At 71.5% G+C, this 19,196-nt stretch carries 15 protein-coding genes; 5 read left to right on the top strand and 10 right to left on the bottom strand.

Annotated elements, in window-relative coordinates:
* Window positions 1-52 precede the first annotated feature (52 nt).
* From rsfS to DVS28_RS07780, 4 genes are all read right to left on the bottom strand, one after another.
* Complete coding sequence (rsfS, locus tag DVS28_RS07795) at window positions 53-472, bottom strand: ribosome silencing factor (protein ID WP_216826467.1); 420 nt, start codon at window positions 470-472, stop codon at window positions 53-55.
* A gap of 51 nt (window positions 473-523) precedes the next feature.
* Window positions 524-1,873 (bottom strand): LCP family protein, encoded by a 1,350-nt coding sequence (locus DVS28_RS07790; protein WP_164710140.1) that lies wholly within the window; start codon window positions 1,871-1,873, stop codon window positions 524-526.
* 22 nt (window positions 1,874-1,895) lie between these two features.
* Window positions 1,896-2,531 carry a nicotinate-nucleotide adenylyltransferase gene (gene nadD / locus DVS28_RS07785; protein ID WP_114590966.1) on the bottom strand — a complete coding sequence of 212 codons (636 nt, stop codon included), beginning with the start codon at window positions 2,529-2,531 and terminating at the stop codon, window positions 1,896-1,898.
* Between the two features lie 141 nt (window positions 2,532-2,672).
* The gene (locus tag DVS28_RS07780; RefSeq protein ID WP_114590965.1) at window positions 2,673-3,104 is read right to left on the bottom strand and encodes a hypothetical protein; all 432 of its coding nucleotides are present in this window, start codon (window positions 3,102-3,104) and stop codon (window positions 2,673-2,675) included.
* Between the two features lie 139 nt (window positions 3,105-3,243).
* Between DVS28_RS07780 and DVS28_RS07775 the strand changes: the two genes are divergently transcribed.
* On the top strand, window positions 3,244-3,807 hold the full coding sequence (locus tag DVS28_RS07775) for a hypothetical protein (RefSeq protein ID WP_114590964.1): 564 nt from the start codon (window positions 3,244-3,246) through the stop codon (window positions 3,805-3,807).
* A 45-nt stretch (window positions 3,808-3,852) separates the two neighbouring features.
* On the opposite strand, the gene DVS28_RS07770 is transcribed toward DVS28_RS07775, so the two are convergent.
* Both DVS28_RS07770 and DVS28_RS07765 read right to left on the bottom strand, forming a co-directional pair.
* On the bottom strand, window positions 3,853-5,256 hold the full coding sequence (locus DVS28_RS07770) for a vWA domain-containing protein (protein WP_114590963.1): 1,404 nt from the start codon (window positions 5,254-5,256) through the stop codon (window positions 3,853-3,855).
* 10 nt (window positions 5,257-5,266) lie between these two features.
* The gene (locus DVS28_RS07765) at window positions 5,267-6,148 is read right to left on the bottom strand and encodes an AAA family ATPase (RefSeq protein ID WP_114590962.1); all 882 of its coding nucleotides are present in this window, start codon (window positions 6,146-6,148) and stop codon (window positions 5,267-5,269) included.
* A gap of 162 nt (window positions 6,149-6,310) precedes the next feature.
* On the opposite strand from DVS28_RS07765, the gene DVS28_RS07760 reads away from it, so the two are divergent.
* Window positions 6,311-6,796 (top strand): hypothetical protein, encoded by a 486-nt coding sequence (locus tag DVS28_RS07760; protein WP_114590961.1) that lies wholly within the window; start codon window positions 6,311-6,313, stop codon window positions 6,794-6,796.
* Between the two features lie 16 nt (window positions 6,797-6,812).
* On the opposite strand, the gene DVS28_RS07755 is transcribed toward DVS28_RS07760, so the two are convergent.
* Entirely contained in the window at window positions 6,813-9,470 is a 2,658-nt protein-coding gene (locus DVS28_RS07755; protein WP_114590960.1) for an efflux RND transporter permease subunit, read from the bottom strand.
* 146 nt (window positions 9,471-9,616) lie between these two features.
* Here DVS28_RS07755 and DVS28_RS07750 point away from each other — a divergent pair, with 146 nt between their 5' ends.
* Window positions 9,617-10,276 carry a TetR/AcrR family transcriptional regulator C-terminal domain-containing protein gene (locus DVS28_RS07750; protein ID WP_114590959.1) on the top strand — a complete coding sequence of 220 codons (660 nt, stop codon included), beginning with the start codon at window positions 9,617-9,619 and terminating at the stop codon, window positions 10,274-10,276.
* 46 nt (window positions 10,277-10,322) lie between these two features.
* Entirely contained in the window at window positions 10,323-11,546 is a 1,224-nt protein-coding gene (locus tag DVS28_RS07745; RefSeq protein WP_114590958.1) for a PucR family transcriptional regulator, read from the top strand.
* Between the two features lie 19 nt (window positions 11,547-11,565).
* Here the strand turns inward: DVS28_RS07745 and DVS28_RS07740 are convergent, their stop codons facing one another.
* The 3 genes from DVS28_RS07740 to obgE all read right to left on the bottom strand — a co-directional run bounded on the left by DVS28_RS07740 (window position 11,566) and on the right by obgE (window position 15,663).
* A complete protein-coding gene (locus DVS28_RS07740; RefSeq protein WP_164710138.1) occupies window positions 11,566-12,969 on the bottom strand; it encodes a S8 family serine peptidase in 1,404 nt (467 codons plus the stop codon).
* A gap of 62 nt (window positions 12,970-13,031) precedes the next feature.
* Window positions 13,032-14,150, bottom strand: coding sequence for a glutamate 5-kinase (gene proB, locus DVS28_RS07735; RefSeq protein ID WP_114590956.1), 1,119 nt, complete (start codon window positions 14,148-14,150; stop codon window positions 13,032-13,034).
* Window positions 14,143-15,663 (bottom strand): GTPase ObgE, encoded by a 1,521-nt coding sequence (gene obgE, locus DVS28_RS07730; protein WP_164710136.1) that lies wholly within the window; start codon window positions 15,661-15,663, stop codon window positions 14,143-14,145. Before obgE ends, proB begins: the two co-directional genes overlap by 8 nt.
* A 113-nt stretch (window positions 15,664-15,776) precedes the next feature.
* Here obgE and DVS28_RS07725 point away from each other — a divergent pair, with 113 nt between their 5' ends.
* Window positions 15,777-19,184 (top strand): CocE/NonD family hydrolase, encoded by a 3,408-nt coding sequence (locus tag DVS28_RS07725; protein WP_216826466.1) that lies wholly within the window; start codon window positions 15,777-15,779, stop codon window positions 19,182-19,184.
* The last annotated feature ends 12 nt before the right edge of the window (window positions 19,185-19,196 follow it).

The raw sequence follows: 19,196 nt of genomic DNA, 5'->3' as shown, positions 1-19,196 counted from the left end.
TCGGCAGTGTAGCAGCACATCTGCCGATTCACCCAAACCGGGTTCCTCGTCCTCAGCCGTCGGCGGCTGCCGCGGCCGGATCGGTGAACGGCACGCGCGGCGCGTCGCTCCAGAGCCGTTCGAGCTCGTAGACATCGCGCTGCGCCGCCGTGAAGGCGTGCACCACGAAGTCGCCGAAGTCGAGCACGACCCAGCCGGACTCCTTCTGCCCCTCGCGACCGATCGGCTTGCGGGCGTGGCGCTCGCGGAGCTGGTGCTCCACCTCGTCCACGGCGCTGCCGAGCTGACGGTCGTTGGTGGTGGAGAACACCAGGAAGTAGTCGGTGATACCGACCAGCGGACCGACGTGCATGATCGCCACGTCCTTGGCCAGCTTCTCGCAGGCGGCCTCGGCAGCAGTCAGGACCTGGTCGCGGATGCGGTCCAGGTCGGCGTCACCGGTGGTCGTGATGGTTTCGGTGGAGATCGGCAAGTCGGCTTTTCGTGTTGGGTCGAGGTCCGTGGCAACGGGCAACGACACGACTCACAAGCCGCTTGGTACCCGGTCGTCGCCACCCGTGAAGTCAGCGCCGACGACGATGGTCAGGTCCACGACGCTCTGGGGCTGGCGACTCACCAGAATCGTACCGACGCCCATGGCTGCCCGCACCTGCTCGGCTGCCGCGACCATGGCCGCGGTCTCCTCGTAGATCACGATCTGGGTCACGGCGTGGTCGAAGTCCGGTGCGTTGTCGCTGAGGACGATGCGGAACCCGAGCCCCTCGAGCGCCGCGTCGACGCGCTGGCCGACGCCCGGGACGCCGACGCCGTTGAGGACCTGGATCGGGACCGCCTCCGCACCGCCACCCTCGGGGATGGCGCCGGGGAGCTGCTGGAGGATCAGGTCGTCCACGTCGCCGCTGCGCATCTGGTAGCTGGTGGCCAGCTGCTCGTCGGCGGTGCCGAGCGGGGTCACGGGTAGCAGGTGGAACGTCAGCTGGCCGTCAGCCATCGCGTTGCCGAGCCCGTCGAGCAGGTTGGAGACCGCCGACGGGTCGAGGTCGGTGTCGATGCCACCGACGTCGTCGGCCAGCACCTCGTCGCGGATCCCGTCGTCGGCGAGCAGCGGCAGGACCGCCTCGAGGACCGTCTGCTGGCGGCTGTAGGTGTCCAGCTCGGTCTCGCCGCGCTGCTGGAAGGACCACAGCTGGGAGAGGCGCGGACCGGGGAGGTGCTGCTCACCGACCTCGAACGCCAGCACACCGGTGCCGTCGTCGGACCGCTCGACCAGCTGCTGGTCGACGTCGACGGTCGCGCCGCCCATCCGGTCGAGCATGCGGCCCAGGCGTCGATCGTCGATGGCCAGGCCACCCGCGAGCTCGATGCCGAGGGCGTTCTCGACGGTGGCGACGGTGAGGTCGGTCCCGCCGTACTGCTGGGCCAGGCCCAGGCGATCGAGCCCCACGCCGGGGATCTCCACCAGCAGGTCGGAGGGGAGGAAGATCACCGACGCGCCAGCCTCGGCGTCGTTGGCGAGCAGCGAGATCCCGACGGCCCTGGTGCCGGTGCTGTCACCGCTCGGTGTCCACGGCGAGGTGCGCACCAGCAGCGCGGCGCTGCCGTCGGTGACCGCCGCGACCGCGGTCGGCCCCTCCTCCGCGGTTGTGGGGGTCTCGGTGGGTTCCCGGTCGAGGAGGACGGAGCCGATGACGACCAGCGCGACGCCGACGCCGACGGCGGCGATGACCGACGCGAGGCGCTGGAGGCGCTTGGCGCGACGTGCGGCCTTCTGTGCTCGACGTCGGCCTGCCTGCCGGCGGGAACGACGGCCGCCCGCCCGGCGCTGTCGCGGGGCGGGGTCGTCGATCGGCTGCTCGGTGTCGGTGTCGGTCACGGGTGGATCCAGGGTCTCCATCTCAACCCCTCACGTCCGCTGCCGCAAGGCCTCGGCCCGTGGTGCCGTAGAGGCCGTGCTTGCGCGCGAACTCCTCCACCTCGCGGGGGATGAGGTAGCGAACCGGTCGACCGGCGGCGAACCGCGCACGGACGTCGGAGGAGGAGATGGCCAGCGCCGGGACGTCCAGCAGCATGACGCGTTCGGTCAGGTCGTGGTCGCGGAGGGCCGACAGGTCGTAGCCGGGCCGGGTGGCGGCGACGAACGTGGCCAGCCGCATCGCCTCCTCGGCGTCCTTCCAGGTCAGGATGTTGAGGATGGCGTCGGCGCCCGTGATGAAGAACAGCTCGGTGTCGGTCAGCCGGTCGCGCAGGTCGCGGAGGGTGTCGACGGTGTAGGTGTCGCCCTGCCGGTCGACCTCGAGGCGGCTCACGGAGAAGTGCGGGTTGGCGGCGGTGGCCAGCACCGTCATCAGGTAGCGGTGCTCGGCGGAGGTGACGTCGTGGGCCTTCTGCCACGGCGCACCCGCGGGGACGAAGACGACCTCGTCCAGTCCGACATCGACGCGCGCCTGATCGGCGGTGACGAGGTGCCCCAGGTGGATGGGGTCGAACGTCCCGCCCATGATCCCGAGGCGTCGTGGCCGGTGCGCTGCCATGCCCCCCGAGTCTAACTACACGGCGGTGACTTCAACACCACCCCCACCAGCCACACTGGCCACACGCGCCACGCGGTCGCCGGAGCACCCAACCCCCGCGTGTCGGGCAATCACGACGGGCGGCCCGGAATCCGACACGCGTCAGTGCTGGGGGGTCGAGCGGTGGTCGGGGTGGCCGGAGGTGATGCGGCGGGCCTTCATCTCCGCTTCGTGGATGTGGCGGACCCCGCCGGCGAGGTGGTCCATGGCCCCGCGGTGGGCGGCCCGCACCGCCGACCAGTAGCCGTCGTCGTACTCCTCCACGATCTGGAAGGACCACCGGCCCTCGAGGACGTTGCGGCCGATGATCTCGCGCTCGAGCTCGTCGGCGACCTCGTCGTGGCCGGCCTCGCGGAGCTGCTCGACGGCCTCGCCGATCTTCAGGTCGGCCGTGCCGCACAGCTGGTGGAAGCTGTAGAGGTGGCCGCGGGCCCGCTCGACGGCCTCCACGGCCTCGCCGAGGGTGCCGAGCGCCCTCACGGTTGCGTCGTCCACGCCGTCGGGGCGGCGGTCCAGGGTGTGGTCGGTGTCCATGGTCGCGGTGGTTCCCAGTTGCCCCGTGGATCACGCATCGGACCGTGGCGATGACCGATCAGTGACGTCTCGGATCAGCCCTTCACGAGCAGGTTCCACGGGCGTAGCGTGAGGACGTCGTCGAGCTGAGGGGTTCGCAGTGCTCAAGCCACGCTTCGCGGTCAACGTCTACGCCATCGGGGGACTCGTGTTCCTGGTGGTCGGGGCCGGGCTGGTCGTCACGTCCCAGACCGTGCCGCTCACGTCGTTCGTGACGTTGCCCATGGGGGCGGGCTTCACCGCGATCGGTGTCCTGTGGACGGTGCTCGCCGGTCGGCGCGGTCGCCTGAAGGCGCCGAGGGGGCTGGCCCAGTCGGGTCAGCGCACGATGGCGCGGCTGGCCGACGTCCAGGCCACCCGGTCGGTCAGCCGCTCGGGCGAGTACGGTCCGGTCATCAGCCAGGTCTTCCGCCTGGACCTGGAGCTCGTCCATCCGGCGCGGGGCCCGGTGACGGTGCGGGTGTTCCGCAGCCTGCGGGGCCCACAGGTCCTGTCCGCGGTACGGGGAAGCGAGGTACCTGTCGCCGTCGACCCGACCAACCCGCGTCGCATCGCGATCCTGTGGGACCAGGTGGCGCTCCAGCCACGGGACCTGGCCGTCGCGCAGCAGGTCATGCACGCGATGGGCCACCAGTTCCCGGCCGGACCGGGATTCAGCGGCTGACCACCGCTCCCCCAGCCGGACGATCAGGCGGTGATCAGGCGGTGATCAGGCGATGGTCTCGATGAACGACGCCAGCTGGTTGAGGTTGCGGCACTCGACCATCCGGTCGCAGACCAACGCGTAGTCCGAGGCGACGGAGTCGCCGGAGTCCCACTGCACCGCCGGCTCGGGGTTCAGCCAGAACAGCCGCTTGGAGTGCTCCTTCATCTCCTTCAGCGCCCACGTGTTGGCCGCCCGGTAGTTGTTGCGGGCATCACCCAGCACGATGACGGTCGAGCGGGGGGTCAGCGCCGACCGGAACTTCCGGGCGAAGACCTCGAAGGCGTGCCCGTAGTCGGAGTGGCCGTCGAGCCACACCAGGTCGGCCTCGGTCTGCATCCGCGCCATGCCGCCGGAGAAGTCCCCGTCGGCGAACAGGTGGGTGACCTCGTCACACGTGTCGATGAACGCGAACGACCGCACCCGCGAGAACTGCCCCTGCAGCGCGTGGGTGAACATCAGCGTGAACTTGGCGAACGCCGCCACCGATCCGGACACGTCGCAGATCAGCACCAGCTCGGGCCGGTGGATCTTCTTGGCCCGGAACGCGGGGTCGATCGGTACCCCACCGCTGCCGAGCGCCCGCCGCAGGGTCTTGCGGATGTCGAGCTGCCCGTCGCGGGCCCGCTTGCGCTTGACCGCCAGCCGCGTGGCCAGCTTGCGGGCCAGCGGGCGGACGGCCCTGCGCATGTGCGCCTGCTCGTCGGCGGTGATGGAGAAGAAGTCGACGTCCTCGGGCAACGGACGTGCCGCCCGCTTGGCGATGGCCTCGGGGCCGCGCTGCTCGACCTGTCGTCGGCGGATCTCGGCGTCGATCTCCTCGCGGAACCGACGCAGTCGGGCCTCGAACTCATCGGCCATCAGGCGTGACACGAGGTCGTCGTCGTCCTCGATGCCGGCCTCCCCCATCAGCCGCCGCAGGAGCCCCTTGAGGTTGAAGTTCCGGTAGACCCGGTAGGCGAAGTACGACTGGGACCCGTCGGCGTTCTCGACCCGGCCGTAGGACGCGACGGCCTCGCGCGCCATCGCTCGCAGCGCCGCGTCATCGCCCTGCATCAGCTGGTCGATCAGGTCGGCGAGGAAGTCCTGGATGTCGCGTGGGTCCCCCTCCCCCGGTGCGCTGCCGGCGGGTGCCTCGTCCTCGTCGGGCAGGGCATGGGTGCGCGGGAAGTAGATGTCGAACAACGTGTCGAACGCCATCCGGTGGCTGGCCGAGGAAGTGAGCGTCGCGGCGAGGGACTCCCGGAACACGTCACGGTCCATCAGGTCCACGACCCCGGCCGCCCGCATGGCGTCCATGCCGTCGCTGATCGCCACGGGCACCCCGGCGTCGCGCATGGCGTGCTGGAAGTCCAGCAGCCGGGCCTGCAGGCCCTTCAGCTGGGGGTCCGGCGGGGTGATGGACGTCATCGGGCCGCGCCTAGTTGAGGGAGGGGTCCGGCGGGACCGACAGGTGCTTGAGGCCCTTCTCCAGGTCCGCCTGGTACTTCAGGACCACGTTGAGGGTGGACGCCGCGACGTCGGCGTCGATGGTGTCGAAGCCGAGGGCGAGCAGCGTCCGGGCCCAGTCGAGGGTCTCCGAGATCGACGGGGCCTTCTTCAGCTCGAGGTTGCGCAGGCTCCGCACCACGCGGACGAGCTGCTCGGCGAGCTGCTCGGGCACCTCGGGCACCTTCTGCAGGACGATGGCCTTCTCCCGCTCGATCTCGGGGTAGTCCATGTGCAGGTACAGGCAGCGACGCTTGAGCGCTTCCGACAGCTCGCGGGTGGAGTTGGAGGTCAGGACGACGTAGGGCTGGTGGACCGCGGCGACCGTGCCCAGCTCGGGGATGGTGACCTGGAAGTCCGACAGGATCTCCAGCAGCAGCGCCTCGAACTCGAAGTCGACCTTGTCCACTTCGTCGATCAGCAGGACCGTCGGGGTGTCGACGCTGATGGCTTCCAGCAGCGGGCGGGTCAGCAGGTACTCGCGCCCGAAGATGTCGTCGTGGGTCTCGTCCCACGCCCGCCCCTCGCCGGCGGCCTGGATGCGCAGCAGCTGCTTGGAGTAGTTCCACTCGTACAGGGCCTTGGCCTCGTCGAGCCCCTCGTAGCACTGCAGTCGGATCAGCCGGGCGTCCTTGGCGGCGGCGACCGCCTTGGCCAGCTCGGTCTTGCCGACGCCAGCCGGTCCCTCGACGAGGACGGGCTTGCCGAGCCGGTCGGCGAGGTAGGTCACCGTCGCGATGGAGGTGGAGGGCAGGTAACCCACCGCCTCGAGGCGGGCTTCGGTGTCGGGCAGGCCGGCGAACTCGGTTCCCACGCTGGAGCGTCCCTTCGGCCGCGGCGTGTCGTCCGTCCGCGGCGGTGTCGGTGCAGTGCAGTCAATGACTCCGGTCAGTTTAGGGGCCGTCCACAGCCATCGCCCATTCGTCGCCCGTGCCTGGGCCGGTGGCGGTGGGTGGCCGTCCTAGAGTGGGCGGCCATGAGCGACTTCTCCGATGCCCTGCAGGCAAGGCTGTCCAACAACGAGGAGCTGGCCGCGCAGCGCCAGCAGGCCGAGGCCGAGATGGAACGGCTGCGGCAGGAGGCCGAGCAGGCCGAGCGCGACCAGGACGAGGCACGCAACGCCCGCCACGCCGAGCTCGCCGCCCACCTCAAGTCCGTGGCCGACCAGCTCAAGGCCAGCAAGCCCGATTCGTTCATCGTGCGGACCGGCTGGACGGAGTCCGGCGAGGAGTTCATCGCCAAGCTGTCGACCCGGCAGATGACGCCCAAGCGGGTGCTCTTCGTCGAGGTCGACCGCGACGACGACGAGGTCGTCGCCCGCTGGACCTCCGACCTCGGCATGGCCGTGGAGATCTGGCGCCTGCTCGAGGTCACGCCAGCGATGCTGACCGAGATGGTCCTGCAGGTCGCCGACGACGCCGCCTGGCGCGGCAGGCGCCCACCGGCGTTCCCCAAGGGCTGACCCCGGCCCGACGGGGTCAGCCGCCGGACACGGCGGTCTCCGGGGCGGGTGGCTTGGTCCACCACGCGTCGGCCTCGCCGCCGTCGGTCGGTCCTGCCGCTGGCGGCGTGGGGTCGCCCTCGCGGCGGCGGCGCGAACGGTCGTAGAGGACCAGCATCGCCGGCAGCACCACGGTGGAGGCGATGAGCGCGAACCCGATGGAGTAGACGGTCACCAGGCCGAACTGCTGGAACGGGACCAGCGAGGACGTCACCAGGATGCCGAAGCCGGCGATCGTGGTCATGGCCGAGCCGGCCAGCGCCCCACCGGTGTGGCTGACGGTCGATCGGATCGCCTCTTCCGCCGTGGCGAAGCGTTCGCGGTCCTCGCTGAACCGGTGCGACACGTGGATCGTGTACGGGACGCCGATGCCGACCGCGAGGGCAGCGATGGTGGCGGTGACCGGGCCGACCGGGACACCCGTGGCGGCCATCATGCCGAAGGTCCACAGGACCACCAGCGCCACCGGGGCGATGGTGACGACACCGAGCATGGGACGACGCTCGGTGACCCAGAAGTTCAGGACCAGCAGCACCATGGCGGCGAGGACGGCGATGAACAGCGAGCGGAGCTGGCTGTCGCGCAGGCTGGTCACGATGCGGCTGGAGATGATCCCGTCGGAGGTGACGACGACGCTGTCCCCGCCGAGCTCGGCCTCGACCGGCGCGAACACCGCGTCGAGGTTCTCGCCGAGCGCGACCGCCCGCTCCTCGCCGGCGGCCGTGGAGACGCTGACGCGGACCACGTCGTCCTGGGCAGCGATGACCTGGCCGGCGACGTCCGGGGCGGCCTGCAGCAGCAGGTCGTAGAGGGCCTCGACGTCGGTGTCGGCCGGGACGGTCAGGCCGCCGGGCTCGAGCATGCCGGCGATCTGCTGGGCCAGGGCCGGGTCCACCGGTGTGGCAAGGCCTGCGCTCGGCGCGGCCTGGTCCGCCGGCTGCAGGCTGGCAAGGACCTGGGCGAGGACGGTCACGGGCGAGGTCGCCTGGGCGTTCTCGCCGAACACCTGCACGTCGGCCACCCCGGCCAGCTCCTGCTGGGCGGCGACGAGGGCGTTGTGGGCCTCGGGGGTCATGGTCCCGTCGATCACCACCGTCGTCGTCTCGCCCGCGCCGCCACCGAACTCCTCGGTGAGCGTGTCGAAGGTGACGATCAGCGGGTCGTCCTCGGGCAGGAAGTCGGTGAAGGAGAACTCCGTGGACACGTTCATCAGGCCGATGACGCCCAGCACGCCGCCGATGCCAGCGGTGACGATCAGGGTGGGCACGGCCAGCCGCTCGGCGAAGACCGAGACACCGGCCATCATCCGTGGCAGCAGGCCCTCGCTGTTGGAGGAGAGGGTCTGGCGGGGCAGCGTGCCCTTGGCCTCGGCACGACGGTCCAGCAGCAGGCGCAGCGACGGAAAGACCGTCAGCATCAGGACGAAGGCGGCCACGATGCCGACCGCGGCCAGGACGCCGAAGTCCGCCAGCGCCGGAACGGGGGCGGTCAGGTTGGTGAGGAAGCCGACGGCGGTGGTCACGGTCGCCAGGACCAGGGCCACACCGACGGTCTTCGTGGCCGTGCCGATCGCGTCGGGCACCGACCCCTCGGCGACCTCGGAGCGATAGCGCGACGTCATGTGGATGCCGTAGTCGACGCCCAGGCCGACCAGCAGGACGGGCAGCAGCTGCGCCGGCTCGGCCAGCGCGTCGATCCACCCCAGCCCCTGCGGGCCGAGGATGCCGGCGAAGCCCTGCACCCAGATGATGGCCATCATGATCACGGCGATGGTCGTGGCGACGTCGGCGACCGTGCGGCGGATCGAGGTGAACCAGCTGCCGTCCGCCTGCGGCTTGGAGAAGTAGACGAACCCGAGGATCAGCAGGATGATCCCGATGGCCATCGCGAACAGCCGGCCGATCTCGTCGGTGAAGCTGTCCTGGTTGGCGAACAGCAGCTCGAAGGCGAACGGCTCGAGGGTGACGCCGTCGACCTCGACGCCCTCGATGATCGCGGCGATGTCCTGCACGACCTCGGCCGATTCGACGTCGTCGGCAGGAAGGGCCTCGCTGTCGAGGAAGAGGATGGCCAGCGCCAGGGGTGACTCGGGCTGCTCGACCGGGGTGGCCGCGTCGATGCCCGCGGACGCCGGCAACAAGCCGGTGACGAAGCCCGCCTGTTCGCTGGGCATCTGCGCCAACGAGGCCGCGAACAGCTGGTCGACGGTGGCGTCGTCCAGCGCGGTCGGGTCGATGCCCTGCGCGCCCGCGGCCTGGAGCACGCCGAGCAGCGGGGAGATCAGCGGCGGCTGGTCGGGCCGCTGCACCAGGTACTGACCGGCCTCGCTGGCCTGGACGGCCTGCTGGATGCCCAGGGTGGCCTGCACCCCGGCTGCGGACAGGACGTCGCCGCCCTCCTCGGCGCGGAGCAGCACCTGCAGGACCACGTCACCGGAGGAACCGAAGACCTCCTGGACACGTTGCTGGGCGAGCAGCTCGGGGTTGTCGGGGCTGAAGCCCTCGTTGCCACCCCCCTGCTCGATCCTGGGGAAGCCGACGGCACCGATGGCGGCGGTCAGCACCAGGGCGACGACCAGCACGACGGCCGGTGCGCGCCTGACGGCTCGGGACAGGGCGATGACGAGGGCGTTCACAGGCAGGAGACCTTTCTGGGGGTACCGGTCCGGACGCGAGCACAGGGGTCGCAGGAGGAATGGCGCCGGAGCGGGCAGCGCACCGATCGTGACGGTGCGACGCGAATAGCGTACACCGTACGCGCGAGAATGTGTACGGTGTACGCATGACCGAGTCGACCAGGACCGCTGCTCCCCTGACCAAGGACACGATCGTCGACGCGGCGCTCGTGATCGTGGAGCGGGAGACCATGGAAGCCCTGTCCATGCGGCGGGTGGCGCGCGAACTCGGTCGCGCACCCATGTCGCTGTACCGCCACGTCGGCGACATCGACGAGCTCACCGAGCTGGTCATGGCCCGGCTGATCGCCGATGTGAACCCCATCGACCACGCCGAGGACTGGCGCCGCACGCTGCGCGACGCCGCGGTGCAGGTGCGAAGGGTCTTCGTGCGCTACCCCGGAATCGTCGAGGTCGCCATGGCCTCGGGCATCCGGACCGACACCATGCTGCAGGTCCTGAACACCATCATGGGCGCGTTCCTGACGGCCGGCCTCACCCCCGAACAGGCGGTCCAGGCCCATCGCGTGCTGTTCTCGACGATCCTCGGTGACACGCTCATGCAGCGGAGCGCCGACGAGGTGCTCGGCGCGACGCCGGAGGCCCAGCGCACGTTCATGGACCAGCTGACGTCGGCTGCCGACGAGCGCTTCCCCAACCTCAGGGCCGTGGCCGGTGTCTGGCCGGATGTCGACGGCGACCAGGTGTTCGCCTTCGCCATCGACCGTGTCCTCGACGGCATCGCTGCCCTCGCCGCAGAGGGGTGACCGGCCCGCCGCCACGGCTCCCGGCGGTGTGGCAGCATGAAGGCGCGTGAGCCGAACCTTCGACCCGCTGCGCTTCGACGACACGGCGCTTTCTGCGGAACCGGTCGCCGTGGCCACCCGCCCCGCATCACGGGTTGCCGCGGAGCTGCTGCACGACGTCGACGAGCTGACGGAGTCCGTCGTGCGGACGATCCAGACGCGCCTGGGTTCCTACACCGGCCGAGCCGTCCCCCGCGACGACCTGTGGTGGTCGGTGCGCGCCACGACCGGCATGCTCGTCCGCGTCCTGGCGGAGGATCGCGAGCCGACCCAGCAGGAGATCCAGACGCGACGGGCCCTGGGCGAACGCCGGGCCATGCAGGCCCTGCCGGTCGACCAGCTGGTCGAGGCCATGCAGGTCGCCTTCGGAGAGGTCTGGTCCGCCCTGAGCGACCGTGCCATGCAGCAGGGGCACGAGACCGTGACCGACCTGCTCAGCCTGTCGCGCCACTTCTGGACGATGATGCACACCGTGTCCTCGGTGGTCACCGAGGCCCACCACGACGTGGCCCGCGAGCAGGTCGCGCGGACCCGACGACGATCCGCCGGGTTCCTCGACATCCTCGCCGGCCTGCCGGCCACCGAGACGCAGGCCCGTCACGAGGCAGCCGCCCTTGGGTTGGACCCGGACGCCACGTTCGTCGCGGCGGTCCGTCCCCCGCGTGAGGGCGACGATCCGCTCCGTTCGTGCCGAGACGGGGTCGTGATGGTCGAACGGCCCGACCGCGTCCTCCTCCTGACCGTGGCCACCGCTGACGGCGCGTTCCCCCTGGACCTGGTCGACGACCCCGTCGGCATCGGCATGGCACGTCCGGGCTTGTCGGGCGCCAAGGAGACCGTGCGGGATGCCGAGCTCGCCCACGCGGCTGCCTCGGCGCTCGGCCGGTCGCGGCTGGCGTATGCCGACGACTGGTTCGCGTGTGTCTCCAGCGGTGAGCTGTCGCGCGTCGAGCCGCTCGTCCGCGACGCCGTCGCCGCCCTGCGCGCCGACCCGCAGATGGCCCACACCGTCGACGCCTACATCCGTGCCGACGGCAAGCTCGTCGCTGCTGGCGAGGCGATCGACGTGCACGCCAACACCGTCGCCTACCGGCTGGACCGGTTCGTCGAACGCGCCGGGCTGGACCCGCGCACCAGCGATGGGCTGATGCGCTGCCGGCTGGCGTTGCTGATCGCCGAGGCGTCCCCGTCGCGCGGAGGCGGAGCCGCCGAGCCGACGCCCACCGACTGAGGCGGGCCGGCAGCGCCGCTCAGGTGCGACGGCCGGCGAGGACCCAGCCGGCCAGCAGCACGTCCACGCCCAGCAACATCGTGGCCACGGTGATGAGGGGACCACGGTCCTGCTCGTCGACGGCCAGGCCCGGCGCTGTGTCCTCCGCCGACGTGGCCGGCGTGGCCGAGGGGGTCGTGGGCATCGTGGTCGGGACCGTCACCACCTCGACGGGTTCGAGCGCCACCGCCGTCGGCGGCGGGGTGGTCGCCACGGGAGCGGCCTGGGTGATGTCGGGCGGCGGCTCGGTCACCTGGGCCGGCGCCGGTGGGGGCTCGGTCACCTCCTGCACGGGCTCCACCACCTCGACGCCGTCCGTCGGGGCCGGGGTGGAGGCGGCCGGCGCCGTGGTGGCCGGCGCAGGGGTCGGCGTCGTCACCGCCGGAGGGGTCGTCGGCGGAGCGGGATCGACGCCCTGCACGGCGGCGGCCAGGTCGACGCGACCCAACCCCACCTCCGCTTCCTGATCGTCCTCCAACCGGACCGCGGTGTCGACCAGGCGGGTGACGGTGTCCTCCGCCGACACGCCGGCACCCATCAGCATCGCCGCGCCGGCCGCCACGATCGGGGTGGCGAAGGAGGTGCCGTCGGACCGGGCATAGCGGCCCTCGCTCCACGTGGACAGGATCGCCACGCCCGGGGCGAACAGCGTGCGGTCGTCGTGGTTGGACTCCTCCCACCGCACGTCGTCGCTGTCGGTGGCGCCCACGACCAGGACGGGGACGTCGGCGTCGTAGGGCGTGGAGGCGCGGCCGTCGTTGCCGGCGGCGGCCACCACGAGGATGCCGGCCTCGTCGGCCTCCTCGATCGCCCGGATGACCTCGCGGTCCTGCACGAGCGACACCCCGGGCAACAACGGGGGTCCGGTGGTTCCCTCGTCCTCGTCGTCGTCCTCGGACTGGACCTCGGCCAGGGACAGGTTGATGACCTGCACCTGCTGCTCGATGGCATGTCGGATGCCGTCGGCGACGATGTCGGAGGTGCCCCGCCCTCCGGCGTCGAGCACACGGATCGGCATGACCATGGCCTGCGGCGCAACCCCGCTCACCCCACGACCGTTGTCGGCGACCGCGGCGATCACGCCGGCCACGATGGTGCCGTGGCCCTGGGGGTCGTCGGGCGGGGTGTCGGGTTCGACCAGGTCGATGCCCTCCACCAGGCGGCCGGCCAGGTCGGGGTGGTCCAGGTCGACGCCGGTGTCGAGCACCGCAACGACCGCCCCCTCGCCGCGCCTCGTGTCCCAGGCGTCGAACGCCCCGACGATGGTCAGATGGGCCTGCTGGGAGACGAGCGGATCGTTGGGCGGGGCCGCGGCGACCAGCAGGAACGCAGCCAGCACCGCGACCGCGGTGAGGACTCGGGGGCTGCGGTGACCACGATCCATCGTGGACTCCAGCGTCGCAGGTTCACGTCGGGTTCGCCGCGTCCCGTCCACCCCCGCTCGGGTCACGCGGTGACGACCATGGCGTCGCGGTGCACGATCGGGGCGGCGAACGCGTCCCCCTGCTCGTCGGTCAGCTGCTCGGTCGAGCGCCCGCGCATGGCGGTGACCTCCGCGGCGTCGTAGGCGACGATGCCACGGGCGACCGGGTGGCCGTCGGGGCCGACCACGTCGATGGCGTCACCTCGCTCGAACGTGCCGTCGACGGCGGTCACACCGATCGCCAGCAACGACGAGCCGCGCTGGGCGAGGGCCCGCACCGCACCGGCATCGACGTGCAACCTGCCGGCGGGCTGATGGGCGAAGGCCAGCCACAGCCGACGGGAGTCCGGGCGCTTGCGGGCCGGCGGGAACCACGTCCCGACCTGCTCGCCGCGGGCCACGTCGAGGACCACGTCGGGCCGTCGGCCCCGGGCGATCACGCACGACACCCCGCTGAAGGTGGCGACCCGGGCAGCGTCGAGCTTGCTGGCCATGCCGCCGGAACCGACCGCCGAGCCCGTTCCACCGCGATGGCGGTCGTCGAGGGTCGACAGGTCGTGGACCTCGTTGATGACCGGTGCACCGGCGCTGGGCTGGCCGTCGTGCAGTCCCTCGACGTCGGAGAGGAGCATCAGCAGGTCCACGCCGAGCATGGAGGCGACGAGCGCGGCGAGGCGGTCGTTGTCACCGAACCGCAGCTCCTCGGTGGCGACGGTGTCGTTCTCGTTGACGATCGGCAGCGCACCCATCGCCAGCAGCTCGCTGAAGGTCGTCCGGGCGTTGAGGTAGCGGTCACGGGTGACGAGGTCGTCGGGGACGAGCAGCACCTGACCGGCGACGAACCCGTGCCGGCGGAGCGCGGCGGCGTAGGCGTGCACGAGCTCGCCCTGCCCCACGCTTGCGGCGGCCTGGAGCCGGCCGAGGTCGGTCGGCCGCTGCGTCAGTCCCAGCGGACGGAGGCCGGCGGCCACGGCCCCGGAGGAGACCAGCACGACCTCGACCCCGTCGGCCCGCAGTGCGGCGAGCTGGGTGCACAGGTCGTCCACCCACTGGCGGTCCAGCCCGCCGTCCTCGGCGGTGAGGGTGGACGAACCCACCTTCACCACGACCCGTCGGGCAGGGTCGTAGCGCCGGTCAGCCATCGCCCTCGTCGTCCTTGTCGTCCTCGTCGTCCTCGTAGGGGTCGTCGTCGGGTTCGTCGGCGAGGTCGATCTCGATCGGGGTCTCGTCGACCTCCCAGTCCTGTCCTCGGTCGTCGTTGCCGTCCCAGTCGTCCCAGTCGTCATCGTCGCCGGCCCAGTCCTCGGGCTGGAAGACGAAGACCGCCCCGCCGAGCTCGACGTCGTCGCCGGGGTGGGCACCCGCCTCGGCCAGCGCCGTCTCCAGGCCCGCCCGCTTGAGGCGACCCTGCAGGTAGTCCACGGCGTCCTCGTTGCCGAGGTCGAGCTGGGCGACCCAGCGCTCGAGGCGGTCGGAGTGGACGCGCCAGCCGTACTCGTCGCCGCCGAGGGCGACCCGCTCGATCGTGAAGTCCTTCTCGTTGCGGACCTGGCGGGGGCGCAGGACGGGTCGTTCGACCGGGTCGGGGTGGTCGGGGTCGGCACGTTCGGCGCGAGCCTGGCGGACGAGGTCGGCCAGCCGGTAACGCAGCGGGTCCAGGCCCTGCCCGGTCACCGGGCTGCCCATGAGGACCTCCCAGCCCTCCTTCTCCAGCTCCGGCTTGACCAGCTCGGCCATGTCCGGGTCGACGTCGACCTTGTTGAGCCAGACGATCGCCGGGCGGTCGAGCATCTCGGGCATGTAGGAGCGGAGCTCGTCGAGGACTTGGTGGAGGTCGTCGATGGGGTTGCGCTGCTCGTAGCGGCGCGCCGGGATGTCGTCGGTGCCCGGCCGGACGACCTCGGCGGCGTACCCCGAGGCGCAGTCGAGCACGTGGACCAGCGCACCGGCCCGTTCGACGTGGCGGAGGAACTCGTGGCCCAGGCCCTTGCCGTCGGCGGCACCCTCGATCAGGCCGGGGACGTCGGCGATGACGAACGACTCGTCGTTGACGGTGACCACACCCAGGTTGGGCTGGAGGGTCGTGAAGGGGTAGTCCGCGATCTTCGGCTTGGCGGCCGACAGGCGAGAGATCAGGGAGGACTTGCCGCCGTTGGGGAAGCCCACCAGCGCCACGTCGGCGATCAGCTTCAGCTCCAGCTGCACCCACTGCTCGTCGCCCTCGGCACCGAACTCGTGGAACCGCGGTGCGCGCCGCTGGCGGGTCCGGAAGGCCGCGTTGCCCCGGCCGCCGCGTCCGCCCTCGGCGATCAGCAGGCGCTGGCCGTCGTGGACCATGTCGCCGATGACCTCACCGGTCTCGGCGTCGCTGACGACGGTGCCGACGGGGACCGCGAGCACCTCGTCGTCGCCGCGAGCGCCGTGCCGCAGGTCACCGGACCCGTTGACGCCGTTGCCGGCCTTGCGGTGCGGACGGAAGTGGAAGTCGATCAGGGTCGACAGGCCCTCGTCGGCGACCAGCACGACGTCACCCCCGTCGCCGCCGTCGCCGCCTTCGGGCGGCCCCTTGGGCTCGTAGGGCTGGCGTCGGAAGGAGGTGACACCGTCACCACCCTTGCCGCCGCGAACGTTGATCTTGACGAGGTCGGTGAACATGGCACTGCCGAGCGTAGCCGGGGTGACGGTGCGCACCCCTCGGCCGGCACGGTATCGATCGCCACGGCCGCGGCGGCAAGGAGTTCGGGGCCCGCGTGTCGAACACCCACGACATGCGTCGATCGACCGTCCTCCTCTCCTGTCTCGTCCTCCTCCTGTCGGTGCTGCCTGCCGCCGCGCAGCCGTCGGGGGACGGTGCCCTGGTGTTCGCCCCCGCGGGCCTGTCGGTCGACCAGTACGACGTCGTCACCACGCCAGAGGTCGTGGAGGTCGAGGCGCACGACGGCGTCGTGCTCCACACCCGCGTGTACCGGCCCGACACCGGCGGGGTCGCCACGCCGGTCATCCTCGTGCACTCGCCGTACTACAACGGCCTGCTGCTGGGCGACGACACCCGCTCGCTGGACCTCGTGGAGTTCTTCACCCCCAAGGGCTACACCGTCGTGCTGTCGGACCTCCGCGGCACCGGCAACTCCGGGGGCTGCGGCGAGCAGGACGGCCCCAATCAGGCCAAGGACTTCGCCACCCTCGTCGAGCACTTCGCCGACCAGCCGTGGTCGTCGGGGAAGGTCGGGTCCTACGGCAAGTCCTACGACGCCGAGACCCAACACGCCGGTGCCGTCCTGGACCCGCGTGGCCTCGAGACCATGGTCAGCGTCGCCGGCATCGCCGGGCTGTACGACGTGGCCTACTTCGACGGGGTGCCGCTGGCGCTCAACGGAGTGCTGTCGGCGACCGCCTACGAGCTGTACGACCTGGACGTGCCCGGCGACGTCGGCGCCATGCCCCGCCGGTTCGAGCGACACACCTGCCAGCCCGAGAACTTCGCCAACGGCGCCGACCCGCGCGGCGACATGACCGACTACTGGGCCGAGCGCGAGTTCCGCGCCGGTGTCGACGACATCACCGCGTCGATGCTGATGGTCACCGGCCTGCAGGACTTCACCGTCTCCCCGATCAACCTCGACGGGTGGTTCGACGAGATCCCCACCTTCCGTCGGGCGATCATCGGCCAGTGGCCGCACAAGTACCCCTACGACGCGGCCGACCCGATCGCGCGCGATGACTGGTACGACACGGTCCACGCCTGGTTCGACCACGAGCTGATGGGCCTCGACACCGGTATCACCGAGTGGCCCGAGGTGCAGGTCCAGGACGAGGACAACGCCTGGCGGGCCGTGGACTCCTTCCGCGGGATGGGCTCGGAGGTCGAGCTGCCGCTGGGCGAGGGCACGGTGACGTTCGGCGAGGACGGCGAGTGGAGCGTCGACCTGCCCACCCCGTCGCGCCACCTGTCGGGCCAGGCCTACCTGGACGCGGTGATCGCCCTCGACCGGCCCGACGGGCACTTCGCCGTCCGCCTCGATGAGGTCCGCAGCTCCGGGCAGACCCGCCAGCTGGTTCGCGGCTACCTGTCGGCGGTCCACCGCGAGTCCCTGCTCAACCCGATCCCCGTCACGCCGGGGCACCCGACCCCGTACCGCATCCGCACCTACCCCTTCGACGTCACGCTCGACGAGGGGTCGACCCTTCGGCTGACCGTGTCCGGTTCGGACAGCGCGACCCTGCCGGCCGGGACGGGCTACACCGCCACCGTCGACCTGTCCCGTTCGGTCCTGCGCGTGCCGGTCGCCGACGACCGCTGCGGCCTGGCCGTGGCCACCCGCGAGGCGGCGGGTCCGACCGCTGGCTGCCCCGATGGGGTTCCGGTCTCGACGGCGTGGACGGACGTGCCCCGCTCGTTCGGCCACGACACGACCGCTCGGGTCATCGGCACATCCGTTGAAACGATCGGTGGCGTCGACGCGGTCCGCGAATGGGGCTACCTGACCATGCGCGATGGCGTGGAGCTGGCGTTCGAGGTCGTCCGGCCCGACGACGACCAGCCGCATCCGACGTTGTTCACCTACGACGGCTACGCCGCCGGGGCCGACCCCGACGCCGGCTATGCCGAGCGGTACCTGCCCGACGGCTACGCGCTGCTCGGGGTGAACCTCCGCGGGACCTCCTGCTCGGGCGGCACGTTCGACTTCTTCCAGCCCGCGGAGGCCCACGACGGCTACGAGGTCGTGGAGTGGGCCGCCGCGCAGCCGTGGTCGACCGGCCGCGTCGGCATGATCGGCAAGTCCTACCCCGGCATCACGCAGCTGTTCGTTGCCGAGACGCAGCCCCCGCACCTGGCCGCCATCTCTCCCGGCCACTACTACGCCGACGTGTACCGAGACATCGCCAACCCCGGCGGCATCACCAACTACGCCTTCGCCGCGCTGTGGTCCTTCATCTCCCAGCCCGGCCCGGGTGTGCTGGCCGCCCCCGGCGAGTCGCTGGCCGGCGACGCGACGTGCCTGGCCAACCAGCGCCACCACGCCACCAACGCGCCGGACAACCCGCTGCTGCAGGCCGAGACCCACCCCCACGAGGTCATGCTGCACGCCGAGCGCTCGCCGCTCACCCATGCCGACCGCATCGACGTCCCCGTCTACCAGGCGCTGTCGTGGCAGGACGAGCAGCTGATGAGCCGCAACACCCACTTCCTGGCCACCCTGGACGAGCTGGGGGTGCCGTACCGGGCGGTGCTGTCCAACGGGGACCACGGCACGTACCGGGAGGGGCCGCAGATGGCCGAGCTCGACCGGTTCCTCGAGGCCCACCTGGTCGCCCCCGAGGTGTTGGCCGACGGCACGCTCCTCGAGGACTACCTGGCCGAACCCTCCGTCAGCGTGTTCTGGGAGCAGGGCGAGACCACCGCGCCGCGCTGGGTCACCGAGCTCGACGGCTGGGGCGATCAGGCCGTCGCGCACGTCGAGCCGCTCTCAGCCGATGGTGGCCTCGGCGGCACCACGGTCGCGGGCAGCACGAGCTGGCTGCACAACGCTGCAGGTACCCAGGGCATCGCCGACGGCACCACGCTGGGCAGCGACTACCAGACCGTGACCACGTGGGACCGCTACTCCCCTCCCCCGGGGACGTTCGCGGCCTTCACGTCGCTGCCCTACACCGAGGACGTGGCGTTGCTCGGCTCGGCGTCCGCGGACCTGTGGCTGACCGCGACGGCCCCCAACGTGGACCTGCAGGTGACCCTGACCGAGGTCAGGGCCGACGGGACCGAGGTCTTCGTCAACCAGGGCTGGCTGCGAGCGTCGCAGCGCCAGCTGGACCGTGCCCGGTCGACGGCGCTCCTGCCGGTCCACACCCACCGCGAGGCCGACGTGGCCCCGCTGTCGATGACCGAACCGTCACTGGTCCGGGTCGAGGTCCTGCCGTTCGGCCACGTCGTCCGCGAGGGCTCGCGACTGCGCATGTGGGTCGAGGCGCCCACGGCCGTTCCCCAGCTGGAGGGCTTCCAGCTGGACCCGACCCCGGCCCGGGTCACGATCCACTCCGGCGCCGACTTCCCCTCCGCGCTGGTCCTGCCGGTCGCGGTGTCGGCCCCGGTCCCCCAGGTGTACGCCGGGCAGGCCGGCCAGCCGGCGTGCGGCGTGTCGCAGCGCAACCACTGCCGTACCGACCCGTTGGCCTGACGGTTCTGCCTC

The organism is Euzebya pacifica (assembly GCF_003344865.1).
In the GTDB taxonomy this organism is placed as follows: Bacteria; Actinomycetota; Nitriliruptoria; order Euzebyales; family Euzebyaceae; genus Euzebya; species Euzebya pacifica.
This window is presented reverse-complemented; position numbering and strand designations above follow the sequence as displayed.

Excerpts from the sequence above, each read along its gene's own strand:
- nadD (WP_114590966.1), bottom strand. The coding sequence starts at position 2,531 with ATGGCAGCGCACCGGCCACGACGCCTCGGGATCATGGGCGGGACGTTC.
- DVS28_RS07780 (WP_114590965.1), bottom strand. The coding sequence starts at position 3,104 with ATGGACACCGACCACACCCTGGACCGCCGCCCCGACGGCGTGGACGAC.
- DVS28_RS07770 (WP_114590963.1), bottom strand. The coding sequence starts at position 5,256 with ATGACGTCCATCACCCCGCCGGACCCCCAGCTGAAGGGCCTGCAGGCC.
- DVS28_RS07760 (WP_114590961.1), top strand. The coding sequence starts at position 6,311 with ATGAGCGACTTCTCCGATGCCCTGCAGGCAAGGCTGTCCAACAACGAG.
- DVS28_RS07750 (WP_114590959.1), top strand. The coding sequence starts at position 9,617 with ATGACCGAGTCGACCAGGACCGCTGCTCCCCTGACCAAGGACACGATC.
- DVS28_RS07740 (WP_164710138.1), bottom strand. The coding sequence starts at position 12,969 with ATGGATCGTGGTCACCGCAGCCCCCGAGTCCTCACCGCGGTCGCGGTG.
- proB (WP_114590956.1), bottom strand. The coding sequence starts at position 14,150 with ATGGCTGACCGGCGCTACGACCCTGCCCGACGGGTCGTGGTGAAGGTG.
- obgE (WP_164710136.1), bottom strand. The coding sequence starts at position 15,663 with ATGTTCACCGACCTCGTCAAGATCAACGTTCGCGGCGGCAAGGGTGGT.
- DVS28_RS07725 (WP_216826466.1), top strand. The coding sequence starts at position 15,777 with ATGCGTCGATCGACCGTCCTCCTCTCCTGTCTCGTCCTCCTCCTGTCG.